We start from the raw sequence: 19,131 nt of genomic DNA, 5'->3' as shown, positions 1-19,131 counted from the left end.
AGAGTCGTTCAACCACGAGACGCGAAGTGTCGCGTCTCTACATTCCGGTTTGCCCAAGAACAGGCTACTGCACCGCCACTTTCTGCGCGGCTTGCAGCACGCGCTTGTATTCAATGGGGAACACCTTGACGAATCTGCTGGCTTCGGTGGCCCAGTTGTCGAGCAGGAAAGCGGCCCGGCGGCTTTGCGTCAGCTGCACGTGGCGCTGTAACAGAGCCCGGATAACCTTCTCGTCTTCTGCCTCCAGGCCTTCCAAATCCACCATTTCCTGGTTGCAATTCACTGGGAACGTGCCGTGCGGGTCGTACACCCACGCTATGCCGCCGCTCATCCCGGCCGCAAAGTTGCGGCCCGTTTCGCCCAGAATCAGGGCGCGGCCCCCGGTCATGTACTCGCAGCCATGGTCCCCGATGCCCTCCACTACGGCCGTGGCGCCCGAGTTGCGTACCGCAAACCGCTCCCCAGCCTGCCCGCGCACAAACAGCTCGCCGGAAGTAGCCCCATACAGCGCCACGTTGCCGATAATGATGTTTTGATCGGGCTCGAAACGGCTGTCAGCGGCGGGGAAGATGGCCAAGCGCGCCCCGGAGAGGCCTTTGCCCACGTAGTCGTTGGCTTCGCCTTCCAAACTGAAAGTCAAGCCGTTGGCGCAGAAAGCGCCGAAGCTTTGACCGGCCGAGCCGCGGAAGCTGAAGTTGAGGGTGTCGTCGGGCAGACCGGGCGCACCGTAGCGCTTGCACACCTCGTTGGAGAGCAGCGCCCCAATGGTGCGGTCGGTGTTTTGAACCTCGAAGCGGCCGGAAACCGGCGTGGCTTCTTCGAGAGCGGGCTGAGCAACTTCTAGCAGCTTCCAATCCAATACGTTGGTGAGGCCGTGGTCTTGGTCTTCGCTGTGATAAACAGTAGTGCCAGCGGGAGAAGGAGCAGGGTGCAGCATGCCACTCAAATCGACATGCTTGGCTTTCCAGTGCAGCAGATCTTCGCGCACCTTCAGAAATTGCGCCTTACCAATCATTTCGTGCACCGTCCGGAAACCAAGCTGCGCCATGATTTCGCGCAAGTCTTCGGCCAGGAACTGGAACAAGGCCACAATGTGCTCGGGCTGCCCACTGAAGAGCTTACGCAGTTCCGGGTCTTGGGTAGCCACGCCCACCGGGCAGGTGTTGAGGTGGCATTTGCGCATCATAATGCAGCCGCCTGCTACCAGCGCAGCCGTGGCCACGCCCCATTCCTCGGCGCCGAGCAGAGCCGCAACGGCTAAATCTTTGCCGGTTTTCAACTGTCCATCGGTCTGAAGCACTACGCGGCTACGCAGGCCGTTGCGCACCAACGTCTGGTGCGCTTCGGCCAAGCCTAGCTCCCACGGCAACCCCGCGTGCTTGATCGAGCTAAGTGGCGAGGCACCCGTGCCGCCGTCGTAGCCGGCTATCAGAATCACGTCGGCGTGGGCTTTGGCCACCCCGGCCGCAATGGTCCCGACGCCCGCCTTACTCACTAGCTTCACGTTGATGCGGGCGGCGCGGTTGGCGTTTTTCAAATCGAAAATCAGCTGCGCTAAATCTTCAATCGAGTAGATGTCGTGGTGGGGTGGGGGCGAAATCAGGCCTACGCCGGGCGTGGCGTGGCGCACGCGCGCAATCCACTCGTCTACCTTGTGGCCGGGCAACTGGCCGCCTTCACCGGGCTTGGCGCCCTGCGCCATCTTGATTTGCAACTCGTCGGCATTGGTGAGGTAGTTGGCCGTTACGCCGAAGCGGGCCGAAGCTACTTGCTTGATGGCCGAGCGCATCGAGTCGCCATTAGCCATTTTCTCGTAGCGTAGTGGGTCTTCGCCGCCCTCGCCGGTGTTGCTTTTGCCCCCAATGCGGTTCATGGCAATGGCCAGCGTGCTGTGCGCCTCGTGCGAAATCGAGCCAAACGACATGGCCCCGGTGGCAAAGCGCTTCATGATGCCGGATGCCGGCTCTACTTCCTCGAGCGGCACTGGTTCGCGGTGGCGGGCAAAGCCGAGTAAGCCCCGCAATGTAAACAGCTTGTCGGCCTGCTCGTTCACGATGCTGGCGTACTGCTGATAGGTGGTATAGTTGTTGGTGCGGGTAGCTAGTTGCAGCAGGTGTACCGTTTGCGGGTTAAACAGGTGCGCTTCGCCGCGGCGTTTCCACTGGTAGAGGCCCCCCTCGGGCAGCAGCGGCACGTCCGCCCTTTCATCGACGAAGCCCTTGAAGTGCTTATAAAGCGTTTCGCGCGCAATTTCATCGAGTCCTAAGCCGCCTATGCGCGTTACAGCTCCGGTGAAGTACCGGTTCACCACGCTTTGGTTGATGCCTAGAATCTCGAACACCTGCGCCCCGTGGTAGGACTGCAAGGTGGAAATGCCCATCTTCGAGAAGATCTTGAGCAGCCCGTCGCACACCGCCTTCAGGTAGTTTTTGGTTAGCGTCGCGTAATTCAACGTTGTTTCCAGCTTGCCCGCTTCCAGCATAGTGCGCAAGCTAGCCAGGGCCAGATACGGGTTGATGGCCGTCGCGCCGAACGCCAGCAACGTAGCAAAGTGGTGTACTTCCCACACGTCGCCCGCTTCGGCTACCAGTCCTACTGCGCCGCGCAAACCCTTTTTAATCAGGTGATGATGCACCGCCGACACCGCCAACAACGACGGAATAGGCGCGTGCTCGGAGTCAATGGCCCGGTCCGACAAAATCAGTACCTCGAACTTGTCGTGCACCGCATCTTCGGCGTAGCGACAAAGCCGCTCCAGACCGTTTTGCAAGGAGCCCGGCTGCCCGTCGGCCTTGAAATAAGTCTGTAGCGTTTTGGCATGAAACAGCCCCGTATCGATGCTGCGCAGCTTTTCCAGCTCGTGGTTGGTCAGCACCGGCTGGCGCAAGGCCACGCAGTGGCAGTGCATCTTGTTTTCGTCGAAGGTGTTGCCGTTGTTGCCAATGAACGTGGCCAAGCTCATCACCAGCCGCTCCCGAATCGGGTCGATGGGGGGATTGGTTACCTGCGCAAAGAATTGCTTGAAGTAACTAGCCAAGTGCTGCGGCTGGTCGGAAAGCACAGCTAGTGGCACGTCGGTGCCCATCGAGCCGATAGGTTCCTTGCCATCCAGCGCCATCGGCTTGAGGATGGTTTCCAGATCCTCACGGGTGTAGCCGAACACCTGCTGGTACTTGAACACCGAATCGGCGGCCAGGTCCGTGAACACCTGCCGGGGCTCGGGCAACTCTTCCAGCCGAATCTTGTAGTTCTCTAGCCACTGCCCGTACGGCTGCCGGCCCGCTAAGTCGGCCTTAATTTCTTCATCGGTGATGATTTGACCGGCTACCGTATCAACCAAGAACATCTTGCCGGGCTGCAAACGGCCTTTCTGCAACACTGTTTTCTCGGGAATAGCCAGCACGCCGGCTTCCGAGGCCATAATCACGCGGCCATCATCGGTGATGACGTAGCGCAGGGGCCGCAGTCCGTTGCGGTCCAGCATGGCCCCGATGATGCGGCCGTCGGTGAAGGTGAGGGCCGCGGGGCCGTCCCAGGGCGCCATAAACGTGGCGTGGAACTCGTAGAAGGCCTTCTTGAGTGGATCCATCTGCTCGTTGCCGTCCCAGGCTTCGGGTACTAGCATCATCATCACGTGGGGCAACGAGCGGCCCGAGTGCGTTAGCACCTCAATGATGTTGTCTAGGCAAGCGGAATCCGACTGCCCATCGTCGATAACGGGTAGCAGCATTTCCATTTCCTCGGCCGTGAAAAACGGCGAAGCATAGGAGCGGAGCCCCGAGTAAAACCAGTTTAGGTTGCCGGTCAGGGTATTGATTTCGCCGTTGTGCGCCAGCATCCGGAACGGCTGCGCCAGCTTCCACGACGGAAACGTGTTGGTGGAAAAGCGCGAGTGCACCATTCCAAAAGCCGATTTCACCCGCTCGTCCGACAAATCGGGGAAATAGCCGCGCACTTGCAACGAAGTCAGCTGGCCCTTGTACACGATAACGCGGCTGGAGAGCGAAGCAAAGTAAAAGTCGCTGGCATCGTCCTTGAGGGTTTCCTTGGCCGTTTTGGCAATTAGCCGGCGCAAGACAAACAACTTACGCTCGAAATCCTCGCCCACGGCCATACCAGTCGGCTTGGCCACGAACACCTGCTCCATATCCGGTTCGGCCGCCAGTGCCGTAGCGCCAATGCCCACCGGATTTACTGGCACCTTGCGGTAGCCCAACACCCGCAAACCTAGCCGCTCGGCGGCCTTGTTGATGAGGCCGTGGCAGGCTGCTTTGGCGGCAATGCGTTTGGGCAGGAAAACCATGCCCACGCCGTAGTAGCCGGGTTCGGGCAGGTGCGTATCCAGCGCCAAACATTCTTCCATAAAAAACTCGTGCGGAATCTGGAGCAGGATGCCGGCGCCATCGCCAGAATCGGCATCGCAGCCGCAGGCCCCGCGGTGCTCCATATTTTCCAGAATAGTCAGCGCATCAGGAATGGTTTGATGCGAGCGGCGGCCATGAATGCTGGTTACAAAGCCAGTGCCGCAGGAATCGTGCTCGAACTCGGGGCGGTAAAGGCCCATGGATTGGCCAGGAGCGAAAGTTTCCATAACGGTGTAGAGGATGTGGGGCAGTGGTACTTGTGGCTGGCAGGGGGCTGTGAAATCAAAAGCATCACAATCAATATGCAGAGCCAATGGCAGACGCTGCCCAAACTGAATCTACAATAACAACAACAAAGCTCCGATCCAAAAAAGGACCGGAGCTTTTCGTGTTATTTCTAAATCTCTTTGGAAGCCTAAAAAAGTGCCCTAACAGCGTTTAAATCAAGATTTTTCGTTGCGACATCAGGGCCTATATAATTATTTCTAAGAACTGTCCTAGAGTTTCTCAATTACGATGCTACTCGCTCCGCCGCCGCCATTGCAGATGCCGGCCACGCCAATCTTGCCGCCTTCGTTGTGCAGCACGTTCACCAGCGTGGTAATGATGCGCGCACCAGAAGCACCCAGTGGGTGGCCCAGTGAAACCGCGCCACCGTACACGTTCACCTTGGTGCCTTCCAAGCTCAGTAGCTTATTATTGGCCAACGATACCACCGAAAAGGCCTCATTGATTTCGTAGAAATCAACGTCTTTAGCTTCCAGACCTGCGTGCTTCAGAGCCTTCGGAATAGCCAGCGCCGGCGAAGTGGTAAACCATTCGGGAGCCTGCTCGGCATCGGCAAAGCCCCGGATGCGTGCCAGGGGCGTAACGCCTAGCGCCTCGGCTTTCTCCCGGCTCATCAGCAGCACGGCCGCCGCGCCATCGTTGAGGGTAGAGGCATTAGCTGCCGTTACGGTGCCGCCTTCTTTCAGGAAGGCTGGTTTCAAGCCCGCGACTTTAGCGAAGTCCACTTTCAGGTACTCCTCGTCGTCTTCGATTACCGTGATTTTGCCGCGGCTTTCGACGCTTACCGGCACGATTTCGTCTTTCTTTTTACCAGCTTTGGCGGCCTTGGCGCTACGGGTGTACGATTCGATGGCGAATTCGTCCTGCATCTCGCGAGTGAAGCCCATTTCCTTGGCCGTGTTTTCGGCCGCGTTGCCCATGGCGTAATCGTGGTAGGGGTCCCACAAACCGTCACGCACAAGGCCATCGATCATCTGGCCGTGGCCATACTTCGCCCCGAAACGGGCTTTATCGAGATAATACGGCACATTACTCATGCTTTCCATGCCGCCGGCCAGCACCACTTCCGACTGACCGAGCATAATGGCCTGCGCCCCAAACATGATGGCCTTCGTGCCCGAAGCACACACCTTATTTACCGTAGTGCACTCCACGGTATCGGGCAAACCAGCTTTCCGGGCAGCTTGCCGAGCCGGTGCCTGCCCCAAATTGGCTGAAATAACGTTGCCCATAATCACCTGATCTACTTCGCCTGGGTGGACACCGGCTTTTTCCAATGCGCCCTTCAACGCAATGGCTCCGAGCTCGGTAGCCGACAACGAGGCCAAACTACCGCCAAACGAGCCAATCGGCGTACGAACCGCAGCCACTATTACTACTTCTTTGATTTGCATAAAAAGGGTGGTGGGAATTGGTTGAAACGAGGAGTAAAGGTAAGTGCTCTGAGTGGTGAAGTGGTGAGATAACGAAATGGTGAGTTTGGCCTTCGATCCATGCAATCGAGGCTAGTAGCATATCGAAACTACCATTTCGTTACGCCACCACTTCCCATTTACCACGTTGGCTTGCCCGATTCCGGCTTGCGCGTGCTTTTGCGAGGTAGCTGTTGCAAATACTGCTGTTCTGCTGCTTCCAGGGCTTGCAGTATCTGGCGCGCCTGTCCGCTGCTGATGTTCATTTGCTGCAAGCGGGCGCGTTGGGTCTGTAATTGGGCCTCATCCAGCGTGGCAGTTTCCGTGCCGGCTCGGTTGCTGACACCCGAGTTGGCTTCAGGGCCCGTTTCACTGTCGCTCAATCCGAGGGTGGAGCCTGGTTGAGAGCCCTGGGCGACGTTGCGCTCCGCTCCTTCGCCCGGCTTAAAACTGCCGTTGGCCGAATTACCGGGTGCCCCTGATGGACGGTTCGGGTCGCGCTGGCCGTTTTGGTCGGGGCGTGACTGAGGGGAATTGCGTGGTTCATTCAACTGACTAGGGTCGTTGAGTTCCCCTTGCTGATCCTGACCGGGGCGGGGTGGGGGCTGGTTGGCTGGTTCTTGCTGATTATCACGTTTATTGGCGGTAGTCGGAGGAGTGCCAGCAGTGGCCGGGGGCGGAATACCGGGGGCGTCGCGTCGGCGGCGCAGATAGTCACTGATCAATTCATAGTTATAGCGCGCCACTGCATTGTTGGGGTTGGCCAGCAGCGACTCTCTTAGCAGGCGCAACGCCTGGGCATAGTCGCCTTTGTCGGCGGCGAGTACGCCTAACTGCTGCCGGGCCACGCTGCGCACCTGCGGTTGGCGGCTAGTCAGCAGTCGGCCATAAGCAACTCGCGCGGCAGCTAACTGCCCAGCCCGGGTGCTGGCATGGCCCCAGTTCAGCACCACAGCCTCATCTGTAGCTCCTAGCTTTTCCACGGCTTCCCTATAAAGAGTGGCCGCCGCCGGATAGTTGCCGCGCTGGTAGTCGGCCTGCGCTTTCTGCACGGCCTCGTTGCGGTTGTGGATAGCACTCAAGCCGCCCCAGCCGCCGAGTAACGCTAAAAAGAAAAGTTGGATGCCGGTTTTCATGGTTTGATTACCCGTGCCGTCAATAAAATATCAAGGGCTAACAGTGCCAAAGCCATAGCCAACGGATAGCGGTAGCGGTTGTCGGCAACTGCTACGGAGCGTACTTGCTCGGTTTGTCCCTCCAGCCGGTTTAGCGCATTCACCAACAAGAGAAATTCATCACGCCGTTCCGATAACTCGAAATACCGGCCGCCGGTTTGCTCGGCCAGCCGTTGCAGAGGCGCGGGCGTTAGGCGGGTCACAGCGTCGCGGCCTCGCGCATCGCGCAGGTAACCCCCTTTCGGCCGCGGCAGCCGACTGCCTTCCAGCGTACCTACGCCCAACGTAAAAAGCCGTACCCCTGACCGGGCGAGGACCCGTAATGTAGGCTCCAGATTTTCGCCGAAATCCTCGCCGTCGCTCACCAGCACGATGGCGGTAGCGCGGGGAGTAGCAGTAGAAGGGAGTTTCCCCAAACGGTCCAGTACCAATTCTAATGGCGGTGTGAAATCAGTGGCGCCCGCCGGCAATAAGCTGGTTTGAAGAGTGCTAAGAAAGAGCTGCAACGCACTCTGGTCATACGTAAGCGGACACTGCACATACGCATCAGCCCCAAACACGACAAGCCCAATCCGATCGGCCTGAAAGCGGCTAATGAGGGTGGATAATTGAGCTTTCACTTTTTGCAGGCGAGTAGGGGCGACATCCGGCGCATCCATAGAGCGCGACAAATCGACGAGCAGCCACACATCCTTGCCCGTTGTCCGGACCGGCCGCTGCGTAACGCCGTAGGCGGGACCTAGTAGAGCCACGCCAAGTAGTCCAAAGTAGGTTAGGCGTAGCGCTAGTTTCCAGCTCAAGCGCCACCCCCGCTGTCCTAGCGGAGCCGCCAACCGCCGCGTCCGCAACGCGAAGCCCATGTAGAACACAAAAAAAATACCTAGCGCCAAGGCCTCCGGCCACGCTATAGGATACGCCCAGTTTAGCACGTAATTGGAAAAGGCAACAAAATGAGAATCATAACGAAGCGAGTTTTAAGGCCAGAGCAACGCGACAAAGATAAGGCCTTGCTGTTGGGTGGCATTGCCATCTATACGGGTGTGCAAGCAAGAAATTTTTCTTGAAAAGCGGTTGTATATCTATTTGCCTTGTATATTTGCGCACTCTTCAGCCGGAAGGGAACAGAAATAGAGAGATGGGTGAGTGGCTTAAACCAGTAGTTTGCTAAACTGCCGTAGCTCTAAAGGTTACCGGGGGTTCGAATCCCCCTCTCTCTACTTTTCGACCGTTGAACTACGAATGTTGAAGGTTACATGACCATCATCCAACCTTCAACGTTTGTAGTTCATCATTTTTTCGGGGTGTAGCGTAGCCCGGTATCGCGCCTGCTTTGGGAGCAGGAGGCCGCAAGTTCGAATCTTGCCACCCCGACAGAAGTAACCCAGCCGCTGGGCCGGAGCCCATGGCTTCTGACCCCGTAGCTCAGTTGGATAGAGCAGCTGCCTTCTAAGCAGCCGGTCATTGGTTCGAATCCAATCGGGGCCACTTTCATGATTAACCACTTGGCTTTACTGCTAAGTGGTTTTTTTGTGCCCTATTTTATAGGGTGCAAAAACTATGGTTGATGAGGAAGGTACGAATAGAAACCAATGCTAAAGTGGCTACTGCACACCTACCTGCGTCAGGGCAACAACCTTTTAGGTAACCAACTAAAGTGGTTAACAGGCATCACTAGTATTTTGCAGGATAGCTATAAGGAATAGGTTTATTTCTTTGTTTTTGTAGATTTGGCCACTATGAAAACAATTTTGCTTTCGCTATGTGTGTTGAGCGGCTTTGTAGCTCAGGCACAAACCCAAGCCAGAACGGCCCCAACGGCGCTGGACAGCACCGGCCACAAAGTTAAGTATGAGGGCGTGGTGCAGGTGCCCGGTATTACGCGGGTGGAGTTGCAGAACCGGGCAAAAACCTGGTTTGCCGCGCACTTCATCGACGCAGCAAACCCGCTCATGCTCACCAACACAACAAACGGCTCGCTTATAGGCAAAGGATCTACCCGGGTGAAATTGGGAGGTAGTGAGCAGAGCCGAAGCCACCGGATCTGGTTTATTTTCACGCTGGAAGCAAACGATGGGCTATACCGGTATCAGTTGAAGGATCTGCAAAACCAGACGGATACTACCACTGCAATGGCGGCGTACAATTTGCCAGCACAACCCCCAGTACCTAGTGCAAAAGCAGCAAGCGCACCTACTCTAAGCACTAAGGCTAGCGCTAGCCGCAAAAAGCAACCCCTTCCGATTGATCCACTCCAACAATACAAAAGTGCTGTGCAGGAGCAAATGGCGGAAATAGTAAAGTCGCTGAACAATGCCCTAGCTACATCTACCGCTCAAGACTGGTAGCACGGATGCACTGCAAAGAACGGCTGCTCCAACGCAGTATGCGTAATAGAGTATGAGAGTACTCTACTAGCCGTATCGCCGTCTTTTTCTATGACCACCAAAGTAAAGCTGTCACCTCCCGTAAAGAAAACTGTGCAGGTGATGGCCCGCTGGAGTTACGTGGTAAAGGGTATATTATTTTGTGGCGTGGCCGTGTTTGCTGTGCGCATGGCACTAGGGCTAAGTCGCAAAGAGCCAAATCAACGGCAAGTACTAGAGACCTTGTTCTCGCAACCATTGGGGCAACTTATGCTGCTGGTGGTTGCTCTGGCGTTATCGGCTCACACGCTGTGGCGGGTAGTGGAGACGATTGAAGACCCGTACCAAAAAGGCACAAGCCCCGGTGGGTTGTTGCATCGGTTTACGTATCTGCTCAGTGGTATTACCTACGGCAGCTTGGCCGTCACCACGTTCAAGCTGGTGTTCGGCAACCAGGCAGGAGGTGAAAATACCAATCAGCTCTGGGTGGCCCAACTTCTGCACCGGGAAGGAGGGGAGTGGCTGGTAGTCGTAGCAGGAGCTGTTATGCTCACCTGGGCACTGGTGCAACTTAAAAAAGCCTTAACCCAAGGACTTTATAAAAGCCTGGAAATTGATGACCTGCCGGCCTTCTGGCGCGGCCTGATTCACTTAGTAGGAGCCGTCGGATTTATCACGCAGTCCTCCATGCTTGCAGGAATGGGTTACTACCTGCTCCGAGCCGCTTGGCTGAAGAACCCCCGCTATGTAAAAAGCATTGATGATTTGCTGGAACTAGTTGGGCATATGCCCCACGGCACAACGTGGCTGCTGCTATTAGCGGGAGGTATTTTCCTGTTTGGTTTGTTTATGTTCGTCATGGCTCGCTACTTCCCCCTCAAACTCACGCAGCATAGCCACACAGCATAGTAGCCAAGCCCGGTAGCTTACTGCAAACAGCGGACACTGCCAGCAACTCTTACTTCAGCAAGAAGTAACTTAAGATTTTGGCTAATAGCCAAGCCAGCGTTGGTAGCTTGCAGTTGGTGGCATTATAGTAAGGAAACCAAGTATGGAAGCAGGTGCCAAAGCAGGTTTGAGCACTGCTCTATACCAACTTCGTGTTGCTCTGTATCTGAGCTGACAGGCCAAGCGTAGTCGTGTAGGCCTGGTTGGGATTCGATAGATAGTCAAGAGTAGGACAAGCAAAACTAAAGTCAAGTGGGTTAGGACGAATAACGCAATGTCTACCTTGATTTAAGCTTGGTTTATGGAAAGATACAGGGACTTTTTACTGGTCTATTCGCCAAAAAATTAGGAAAATAGTTACATTGATTCTTGAAGCTCCATTTCATCATCTTCCACCTACCTCTTTTTACCATGAAAAAAACACTACTAGCTCTTTCCTTATTGCTAGGTTTGAGTTTGCATGGCTACAGCCAAGGCTCACCACCTATAGTATCGTTTCAGGCACAAAACTCCAACCTGCCCACTGGAAACCGCTTCGGTTCTATTCAGGCGATAGATGCTAATACGGCTTGGGGCGTAGCAGGAACTCCGGTTACCTCGGGCACCACCACCACATTCAATCCTACCCGCTACGTGCGCACCGCCGACGGGGGCACCACCTGGACGCAAGGACTGGTTACAACTTCTGGTTTGACCAACTACGGCGTGGCTAACATATCAGCAGTAAGTGCCACAACGGCTTGGGCTTCTATTTATCCGGTTGCAGCGGGTGGTTCGTCTGGTATCGTGAGAACCACGGACGGCGGTCAGACTTGGACGCGGCAAACTACGGCTGCGTTTTCGGCTTCGGGGGCTTTCACCAACTGGGTGCATTTCTTTGATGCCAACAACGGAGTTTGCATGGGCGACCCCACCGCGCAGGGAACCAGCACCGTTCCGTTCTTCGAGATTTATACCACCTCGAATGGCGGCACCACCTGGACTCGCCTGCCCCGCACCACGGCCATTACCAGTGTTACCGGGGAGTATGGCGTAGTAAATCAGTTCTACGCGTCTGGTAATAACATCTGGTTTCTAACCGGCTACGATACTGGGCTAAGCAATTCAGTGAAGGTGCTACGTTCAACCGACCGGGGCTTAACCTGGACGTCGGGTGGCCCTACTCCCTTCATCGAGCAAGCTTCTGGCATTGCCTTCTCCAGCGCAACCAATGGCTTGGCTTGGCAGCTAGAAAGCTTAGCCGTAACCACTGATGGCGGTACTACCTGGGCCGACCGCCCATACAGCACAGCCTTCCGGGCCAGCGACGTGGCGGCTATTCCGGGCAGCAACATATTCGTGTGCGTAGGCACCGATGCCCGGGTTGCTTCTCCAACGGCCGCCGACATCGGAACGTCGATCAGCCGCGACCTAGGCGCCACCTGGACCACTATCGACAACGCTGCTCAGTACACGGCCGTTAGCTTTGCTTCCGGTACGATTGGCTACGCCGGTGGTTTTGCTAGTACTACCCCGACCGGAACGGTTACGGGTGCAGTAGGCAAATACACGGGCGGTAACATCTTGTCCAATCGTAACCCAGAGTTGCAGAAGGCTTTATCCGTCTACCCCAATCCTAGCAGCAATGGCGTGTTCACGGTGCAGCTAAAGGCCGGGATGAAGGCCGGAGCTTCGGTGCGCGTAGTGGATGTGGTGGGCCGCCAAGTAGTTGCTCAGCAACTAAATGCTACGGCCATTGCAACCAACGCCACGACTGTGGATTTAAGCAAAGAGAAGGCAGGCATCTATATGCTCGAACTTCGCACTGATGCTGGCGTAGCACAACAGAAGCTGGTAGTGGAATAAAGCTGATTCACTACAACACGAAAAGGCCCTCATTCACGCGGATGAGGGCCTTTTTTGTGGCCACAAAGAGGATAGCTGCCTTTTGAGACAGTAAAGTAGAGCAGATACGCAGCAGGCTGCGTGTCGTTGTGGAACAACCTGCTGGCGGGGCGGCTCCCTCGTTTTCAGTAGCAAACCAACTGGCCTTCAAGGCAAACAACGCCGCCTCGACTTACGCGAGGGTAGTATCCGATCCATCGGCTGCGGGCGCTTTATGGGGCAAGCCAAAAGCCTTATGGTGCTCAGTGCCGTGCGCGTGCTGAATGAGTTGGACGCGCAGTGTTGCAACAGGCGCGGTAGACCTCTCAGACAACTCCTTTACAAGCAAATTTGAGTGGCCGCTTGGCGGGCGTACACGAGCTGAAACTTCACCTTCTCAATGGCCCGTTGGGCAGAGGCTAGTGGTGCAGTAGCTGGAAAAGCTGAACGTTGTCAGCCACTTGAAAGGTCTCTTTGTCGGTTGGGAAAGAAGGCTTTTTTTGTGAGTGATTTCGAGTGGATTTTTTGCAGTATATATATAGCATAATTGTGGCAAACGCTGGTAAAAACGCAATAAAATCGGTACTTTTGTAGGATAGCACAACCGCTAAACTTACGCCCGAAACATGAGCGAAACGAAAGAGAAAAGAGCCGACGATCAGTACTCTGCCGATAGCATTCAGGTACTGGAAGGGTTGGAGGCCGTGCGCAAGCGCCCCTCCATGTATATCGGCGACACCGGCGTCAAAGGCCTGCACCACTTGGTATGGGAAGTAGTTGATAACTCCATCGACGAAGCCCTCGCCGGCCACTGCGACCAAATTCAAGTAACCATCAACGAAAACAACTCCGTTACCGTCCGCGACAACGGCCGGGGTATACCCGTCGACTTCCACCAGAAAGAGGGCCGCTCCGCTTTGGAAGTGGTACTCACTGTGCTGCACGCCGGCGGCAAGTTCGATAAAGACTCCTACAAAGTATCCGGCGGCCTGCACGGTGTGGGCGTCAGCTGCGTGAATGCACTCAGCCAAGATCTCAAAGTAACCGTGCGCCGCAACGGCCACATCTACGAGCAGGAATACAAAATTGGGGTTCCGCAATATGCCGTCAAGCAAATTGGGGACACCGAGGAGCATGGCACCGAGGTGGAGTTTCTGCCCGACGATTCCATCTTCACCGAAACCGTCTACAAATACGAAACCGTAGCCAACCGCCTGCGCGAGCTGTCTTACCTCAACAAGGGTATCCGCATCACGTTCATGGATCGGCGCGAGAAAAACGACGACGGTACTTTCATTGGCGAGGAATTTTACTCGCAAGGAGGCCTGAGCGAGTTTGTGCAATACCTCGACGCGGGCCGGCAAGTACTCATGCCCAACCCGATCCACGTTATCAGCGAAAAGGGCGGCACACCGGTGGAAGTGGCCTTGCAGTACAACGATTCGTACCAGGAGCACATCTTCAGTTACGTCAACAACATCAACACCATTGAAGGCGGCACGCACGTAGCCGGTTTCCGCTCGGCCCTGACCCGTACCCTAAAGGCCTACGCCGACAAGTCGGGAATGCTGGAGAAGGCCAAGGTGGAGATTCAAGGGGACGACTTCCGCGAGGGGCTGACCGCCGTTATTTCAGTGAAGGTGCAGGAGCCGCAGTTTGAAGGCCAAACCAAAACCAAGCTCGGCAACTCCGACGTGAGCGGCGCCGTGAATACGGTGGTGGGCGAAATCCTCAACCAGTACCTGGAAGAAAACCCCAAGGAAGCCCGCATCATTATCGAGAAGGTGATTCTGGCGGCTCGGGCCCGTATTGCAGCCCGTAAGGCCCGCGAAATGGTGCAGCGCAAAACCGTGCTCGGCTCCAACTCTCTACCCGGCAAGCTCGCCGACTGCTCGGAATCGGACCCCGAAATCTGCGAGCTATACTTGGTCGAGGGTGACTCGGCCGGTGGTACTGCCAAGCAGGGCCGCAACCGGGCGTTCCAGGCTATTCTGCCGTTGCGCGGTAAGATCCTGAACGTGGAAAAAGCGCAGGAGCACCGCATCTACGAAAACGAGGAAATCCGGAACATGATTACGGCCCTCGGGGTGAGCTTCGAGAAGAAAACCGACGAAGATGACGGCAGCACTTCCCGTTCGCTAAACCTCGACAAGCTCCGCTACCACAAGGTTATCATCATGACCGACGCCGACATCGACGGCTCGCACATTCGGACCTTGATCTTGACCTTCTTCTTCCGCTACATGCGTGAGTTGGTCGACAAAGGCTACATCTTCATTGCCTTGCCACCGCTCTACCTCGTTAAGCGTGGCAAAGAAGAGCGCTACTGCTGGACCGAGGACGAGCGGATGGCCGCCCAAGAGGAAATGGGCCGCGGCAAGCCCGAAACGGTGAACGTGCAGCGCTACAAAGGACTCGGCGAGATGAATGCCGAGCAGCTCTGGACCACCACCATGCAGCCCGCTACCCGTTCCCTAAAGCGCGTGGACGTGGAATCGGCCGCCGAAGCCGACCACTTGTTCGCCATGCTGATGGGCGACGAAGTTCCACCCCGCCGCGACTTCATCGAGAAAAACGCTAAATACGCCAAGCTTGATGTATAATTGAAAGAAAAGGCCCACCGCAAAGTGGGCCTTTTTTGTTGTTAGTCTTATGCGAAGGCGCCTAGCAGAGGTTGGTGCTCAACAGCTGAAGCTGTCTTTCCTCCGTGCAGAAGTCTACGTGTTAGGATAGAGCCCGTAAAGGCTTTTACGAAACCAAAAGACGGCTCCGCAGACCGTTACTTTGGTAAGATAAGCAGCCGCAAGGCAACAGGAGGGGCTAAAATGCGGCAACACAGGAAGACATAACTTAAGTATGCGTCAAAATATCTCGTCTGGAGCTCCATGGGAGCCGATAGTAGGCTACTCGCGGGCCGTGCGGGTAGGCAACGTAGTGGAAGTGGCCGGCACTACAGCGCAGGACGGCGACGTGGTAACGGGCTCCGACGCCTACACGCAAACCAAACGTATACTGGAGAAGATGGCCGCAGCTTTAGATGAAGCAGGGGCGGCGCTGACCGATGTTGTGCGGACCCGGATTTACGTAACCGATATTTCGCAGTGGGAAAGCGTTGGCAGGGCTCACGGGGAAGTGTTCGGGGATATCCGGCCGGCGTCGAGCATGGTGGAAGTCCGGGCCTTGATTGACGCGCGGCTACTGGTGGAAATTGAGGCAACGGCCATCATTTCTTAACCTTGTAATGCCCTTTCCGGGCTGTAAACCCGTATCTTACCCCGTTTTTCCGCTCTGCCTTACTACCATGAAGCTATTTAAATCCGCCGACCTCATCCGTAAAAGCAAATACATCAGCCGCGACTTAAGTTGGCTGCGCTTCAACTATCGTGTCCTCGACCAAGCCAAAGACCCGGGCCGGACGCTGTTTGACCGGCTGCGGTTCCTGAGCATCACGTCGTCCAACCTCGACGAGTTTTTTATGATTCGGGTGGGGTCGCTTTATAACTACCTCGATTATGGCAAGGAGCGAGTCGATTATTCGGGGTTGCGCGAGTTGCCGTTCCGGCGCAAACTGCTCGACTTCGCCCACCGTTTCGTGAACGACCAGTCGCTGACGTATATCAATGAATTGAAGCCGCAATTTGAAAAAAACGGCTTCAATGTGTTGAAAATGGAGGAGTTGACGGAGGTGGAGTTGAAGAAGGTGGATGGGTATTTCAAAAACACCATCTTCCCGCTGCTCACGCCTATGGTCTACGACTCGTACCACGGCTTCCCGCTGATGATGAACCAGATGCTGATTCTGGGGGTGGTAACGCGGACCGGCAGCGGCGACCTGGAAACCGAGAAAGGGCAGGAGCGCCTCACGTTTGTGCAGATTCCGCAAAACCTGTCGCGCTTTTTCGAGCTGAGCCGCAAAGACAAGGTGATGTTCGTGCCCATCGAGGAAATTGTACGGGCCAATTTGCCTAAGCTGTTCCGCAACGTCAGCATCGAATCGGCCGACCTATTCCGCATCACGCGCAACGGTGATTTCACGCTGGAAGAATCGGAAGACATTGATACCGACTTTATCAAGGAGCTTCAGCAGGGACTCAAGACGCGCAAACGCGGCCGGGTGGTGCGGCTGGAAGTGGAATCCAACATGTCGGCTCTGTTGATGTCGGTATTGAAAGAACGCTGGAAGATTGATAACGGTAATGTGTTCGTTATCAACTCGCTAATTGATTTGAAAGGGCTGCTCCAGATCCTGAAGCATCCTAATTTCCGCGGCCGCGGCTCCCGGCTGCCCGCGCCGGTTGCTCCGTTGAGTTTGCCGGAAGGGGCCGACGAGAACCTGTTCGAGTACCTCAAGCACCACGACGTGCTGCTGCACCATCCCTACAACAGCATCGAGCCGATGGTGCGGCTGTTGGAGCAGGCCGCCGAGGACCCACAAGTACTCGGCATCAAGCAAACTATCTACCGCCTCGCCGAAGATTCCAGGGTGTCGGCGGCCCTGCTGAAAGCGGCCGAGAATGGCAAGCACGTATCGGTGCTGTTTGAAATCAAGGCCCGCTTCGATGAGGAGCGCAATATTCGGGAAGGGGCGCGGCTGGAAAAGGCGGGCTGCTTCGTCATTTACGGCGTGTCGAAGTACAAGACGCACACCAAGATGCTCATGATTATCCGCAAGGAAGGAGAGAAGGTGACGCGGTACATGCACATCGGCTCGGGCAACTACAACGAGCAAACCAGCAAGCTTTACACTGATGTGAGTTTGCTTACCACCAACGACGTGTACGGCCACGACGTGTCGGAATTCTTCAACGTCATCACCGGCCACTCCCAGCCCGACGACTACGAATACCTTATTACGGCGCCCAAAGACATGCGCCAGCAGCTTATCCACCTTATCCGGGAGGAAGTGAAGCACGCCAAAAAAGGCTTGCCGAGCGGTATCGTAATGAAAATGAACTCCTTGGAAGACAAGGAGATGATTGATGAATTCTACAAAGCATCAAAGGCGGGGGTACCCATTCGCTTTATTGTGCGCGGAATCTGCTGCTTACGGCCCGGCCGGTCTGGCCTAAGCGAGAACATCGAGGTGCGTAGCATCGTCGGCGACTTGCTGGAACACTCGCGCTTGTTTTACTTCCACCAAGCCGGTCAGCCCAAGATGTACGCCGGCTCGGCCGACGTGATGGTACGCTCCTTCGACCGACGCATCGAGGCGCTGTTTCTGATTGTAAATCCGCAGCTTAAGCGCGAGGCCATCAGCATTCTGATGCTCAATCTGCTGGATAATCAGAACTCTTACACCATGCGGGAAGACGGCGCCTACATCCGCCGTCATCCCGCGCCCGGCGAGCCCAACGTCAACGTGCACCGCGACTTCTACCGCCGCGACGAGGAACGATTGGCCGCCGCCACCCCAGAAGGATTGCTCGATCTGTTGCAACAGGCAACGGTGCATGCCCAGGAGCAAGAGGATGCGCCGGGTGTAGGTAGCGGGGTTACAGCGGCAGAAATTGAGTGTGAAGTTGATGGAATTGAAGTGGACTTCACGGGTGAAGAAGTTGCCGAGCAAGAGGGCGTTGCCTATCCAGTTGTTGCGGATGGCGAGGACAGCGGATTGAACGTGCCGAACGTGTAGGGTGAAATAGCAGCGCGGGCCCCGCTGCCCACCTTGCTACTCCAACTCTGTTATGCTGTTTTCAACGGCAGGGAAGGGGATGCGCTTGGAGTGGTCTTGGCGGGAGCGGATTTCGTCGAAATGCTCCTCGAACAAGGTTTGAAGCATGCCGTCTTTCAAGCCAATGTCGGGCACGATCATCTGGTGCACGTTGGCCCACTCCATGGCGGAGAGGTAGATGTGACCGGCGGGCACGATGACGTCGGCGCGGTCGGGGTTGAGCATGGCCACGTTCACCCGCTCGTCCATGCTCATGCTGGTGAGATTGTGGAGCACAGTGGCAATGCGGCGGCGCGTGACGGGCTTATCGAGCTGCGTTTGCGCAATGCTGTAGAGCTTGTTGATGTTGCCGCCCGTCCCGATAGCGCGCGTTACGTGGTAGCGGCGGGCATTTTCTTTCACCCACTCTTCCATGCGCTGCCACAAATCGTTTTGAGCGCTCGTGGAGGCTAACCCGCTTTCCTCTTGCTGCATCCGCCGGATAGACCCTATCTCGAACGACTGCGATGCCACTTTGCGCCGGTCGTGGTAGATGTTGAACTCGGTGCTGCCGCCGCCCACGTCGATGTGCAAGTAGTGCTTTTTGTCTTCGAGCAGATGTTCGATGACGCGGTTGATGTAAGCGGCTTCCGCTTGCCCATCAATTACTTGCACCGTCATGCCTAGTTCCTGCTGAATGCGAGCTGCTACTTCGGCGCCGTTGGAGGCGGTGCGCATGGCAGAGGTAGCGCAAACCAGATAATGATTCGGGGCTACGTCGTGCACTTCCATCAACAGCTTGAGGGCGTGCAGAAACTTGATGAACTTCTCCTGCTTCTTGTCGGAAATGGTGCCGGTGGCAAACACGTCTTCGCCGAGCCGCAGCGGGTAGCGCACGTATTCCACTCGTTTGAGGCGGTACCGGTCGCCGTAATGGAGGACTGCTGAAATCTGGCAACGGACGGCGTTGGAGCCAATGTCAATAGCGGCCAGTTTCAGTAGGGGATACTCCATCAGGAAGGCGGAAGAGGTGAAAAATCGGGTCAAAGATAGCCGTTTGCAGAAAGC

11 protein-coding genes and 3 tRNA genes are annotated in these 19,131 nt (G+C 56.0%); 9 read left to right on the top strand and 5 right to left on the bottom strand.

The annotated features are described in order from the left end of the window. Positions 1–64: 64 nt before the first annotated feature. The 4 genes from gltB to ACFE7X_RS08150 form a co-directional block, all read right to left on the bottom strand. Positions 65–4,591: a glutamate synthase large subunit gene (gltB, locus tag ACFE7X_RS08165; RefSeq protein WP_375435178.1), complete on the bottom strand. Its 4,527-nt coding sequence runs from the start codon at positions 4,589–4,591 to the stop codon at positions 65–67. A gap of 270 nt (positions 4,592–4,861) precedes the next feature. Further along, positions 4,862–6,046, bottom strand: a complete 1,185-nt coding sequence (locus ACFE7X_RS08160; RefSeq protein WP_375435177.1) for an acetyl-CoA C-acyltransferase — start codon at positions 6,044–6,046, stop codon at positions 4,862–4,864. Positions 6,047–6,204: 158 nt separating this feature from the next. Beyond that, a complete protein-coding gene (locus tag ACFE7X_RS08155; protein ID WP_375435176.1) occupies positions 6,205–7,200 on the bottom strand; it encodes a hypothetical protein in 996 nt (331 codons plus the stop codon). Then, positions 7,197–8,168 (bottom strand): VWA domain-containing protein, encoded by a 972-nt coding sequence (locus tag ACFE7X_RS08150; RefSeq protein WP_375435175.1) that lies wholly within the window; start codon positions 8,166–8,168, stop codon positions 7,197–7,199. The genes ACFE7X_RS08155 and ACFE7X_RS08150 overlap by 4 nt, the downstream gene beginning before the upstream one ends. Positions 8,169–8,368: 200 nt before the next feature. On the opposite strand from ACFE7X_RS08150, the gene ACFE7X_RS08145 reads away from it, so the two are divergent. The 9 genes from ACFE7X_RS08145 to ppk1 all read left to right on the top strand — a co-directional run bounded on the left by ACFE7X_RS08145 (position 8,369) and on the right by ppk1 (position 18,045). Next, a tRNA-Ser gene (locus ACFE7X_RS08145) sits at positions 8,369–8,456 on the top strand. A gap of 80 nt (positions 8,457–8,536) precedes the next feature. Beyond that, positions 8,537–8,610, top strand: a tRNA-Pro gene (locus tag ACFE7X_RS08140). Positions 8,611–8,650: 40 nt separating this feature from the next. Then, a tRNA-Arg gene (locus tag ACFE7X_RS08135) sits at positions 8,651–8,724 on the top strand. Between the two features lie 251 nt (positions 8,725–8,975). Next, positions 8,976–9,584: a DUF4468 domain-containing protein gene (locus ACFE7X_RS08130; protein WP_375435174.1), complete on the top strand. Its 609-nt coding sequence runs from the start codon at positions 8,976–8,978 to the stop codon at positions 9,582–9,584. Between the two features lie 90 nt (positions 9,585–9,674). Then, complete coding sequence (locus ACFE7X_RS08125) at positions 9,675–10,511, top strand: DUF1206 domain-containing protein (RefSeq protein WP_375435173.1); 837 nt, start codon at positions 9,675–9,677, stop codon at positions 10,509–10,511. Positions 10,512–10,961: 450 nt separating this feature from the next. Continuing rightward, positions 10,962–12,395: a T9SS type A sorting domain-containing protein gene (locus ACFE7X_RS08120; RefSeq protein ID WP_375435172.1), complete on the top strand. Its 1,434-nt coding sequence runs from the start codon at positions 10,962–10,964 to the stop codon at positions 12,393–12,395. A gap of 644 nt (positions 12,396–13,039) precedes the next feature. Further along, the gene (gene gyrB / locus ACFE7X_RS08115) at positions 13,040–15,016 is read left to right on the top strand and encodes a DNA topoisomerase (ATP-hydrolyzing) subunit B (RefSeq protein WP_375435171.1); all 1,977 of its coding nucleotides are present in this window, start codon (positions 13,040–13,042) and stop codon (positions 15,014–15,016) included. 253 nt (positions 15,017–15,269) lie between these two features. Next, on the top strand, positions 15,270–15,647 hold the full coding sequence (locus tag ACFE7X_RS08110) for a RidA family protein (protein ID WP_375435170.1): 378 nt from the start codon (positions 15,270–15,272) through the stop codon (positions 15,645–15,647). Positions 15,648–15,714: 67 nt separating this feature from the next. Beyond that, positions 15,715–18,045 (top strand): polyphosphate kinase 1, encoded by a 2,331-nt coding sequence (gene ppk1, locus ACFE7X_RS08105; protein WP_375435169.1) that lies wholly within the window; start codon positions 15,715–15,717, stop codon positions 18,043–18,045. A 36-nt stretch (positions 18,046–18,081) separates the two neighbouring features. Here the strand turns inward: ppk1 and ACFE7X_RS08100 are convergent, their stop codons facing one another. Beyond that, complete coding sequence (locus ACFE7X_RS08100) at positions 18,082–19,077, bottom strand: Ppx/GppA phosphatase family protein (protein WP_375435168.1); 996 nt, start codon at positions 19,075–19,077, stop codon at positions 18,082–18,084. Positions 19,078–19,131 lie beyond the last annotated feature (54 nt).

It is taken from the genome of uncultured Hymenobacter sp. (genome assembly GCF_964242765.1).
GTDB lineage: Bacteria > Bacteroidota > Bacteroidia > Cytophagales > Hymenobacteraceae > Hymenobacter.
This window is presented reverse-complemented; position numbering and strand designations above follow the sequence as displayed.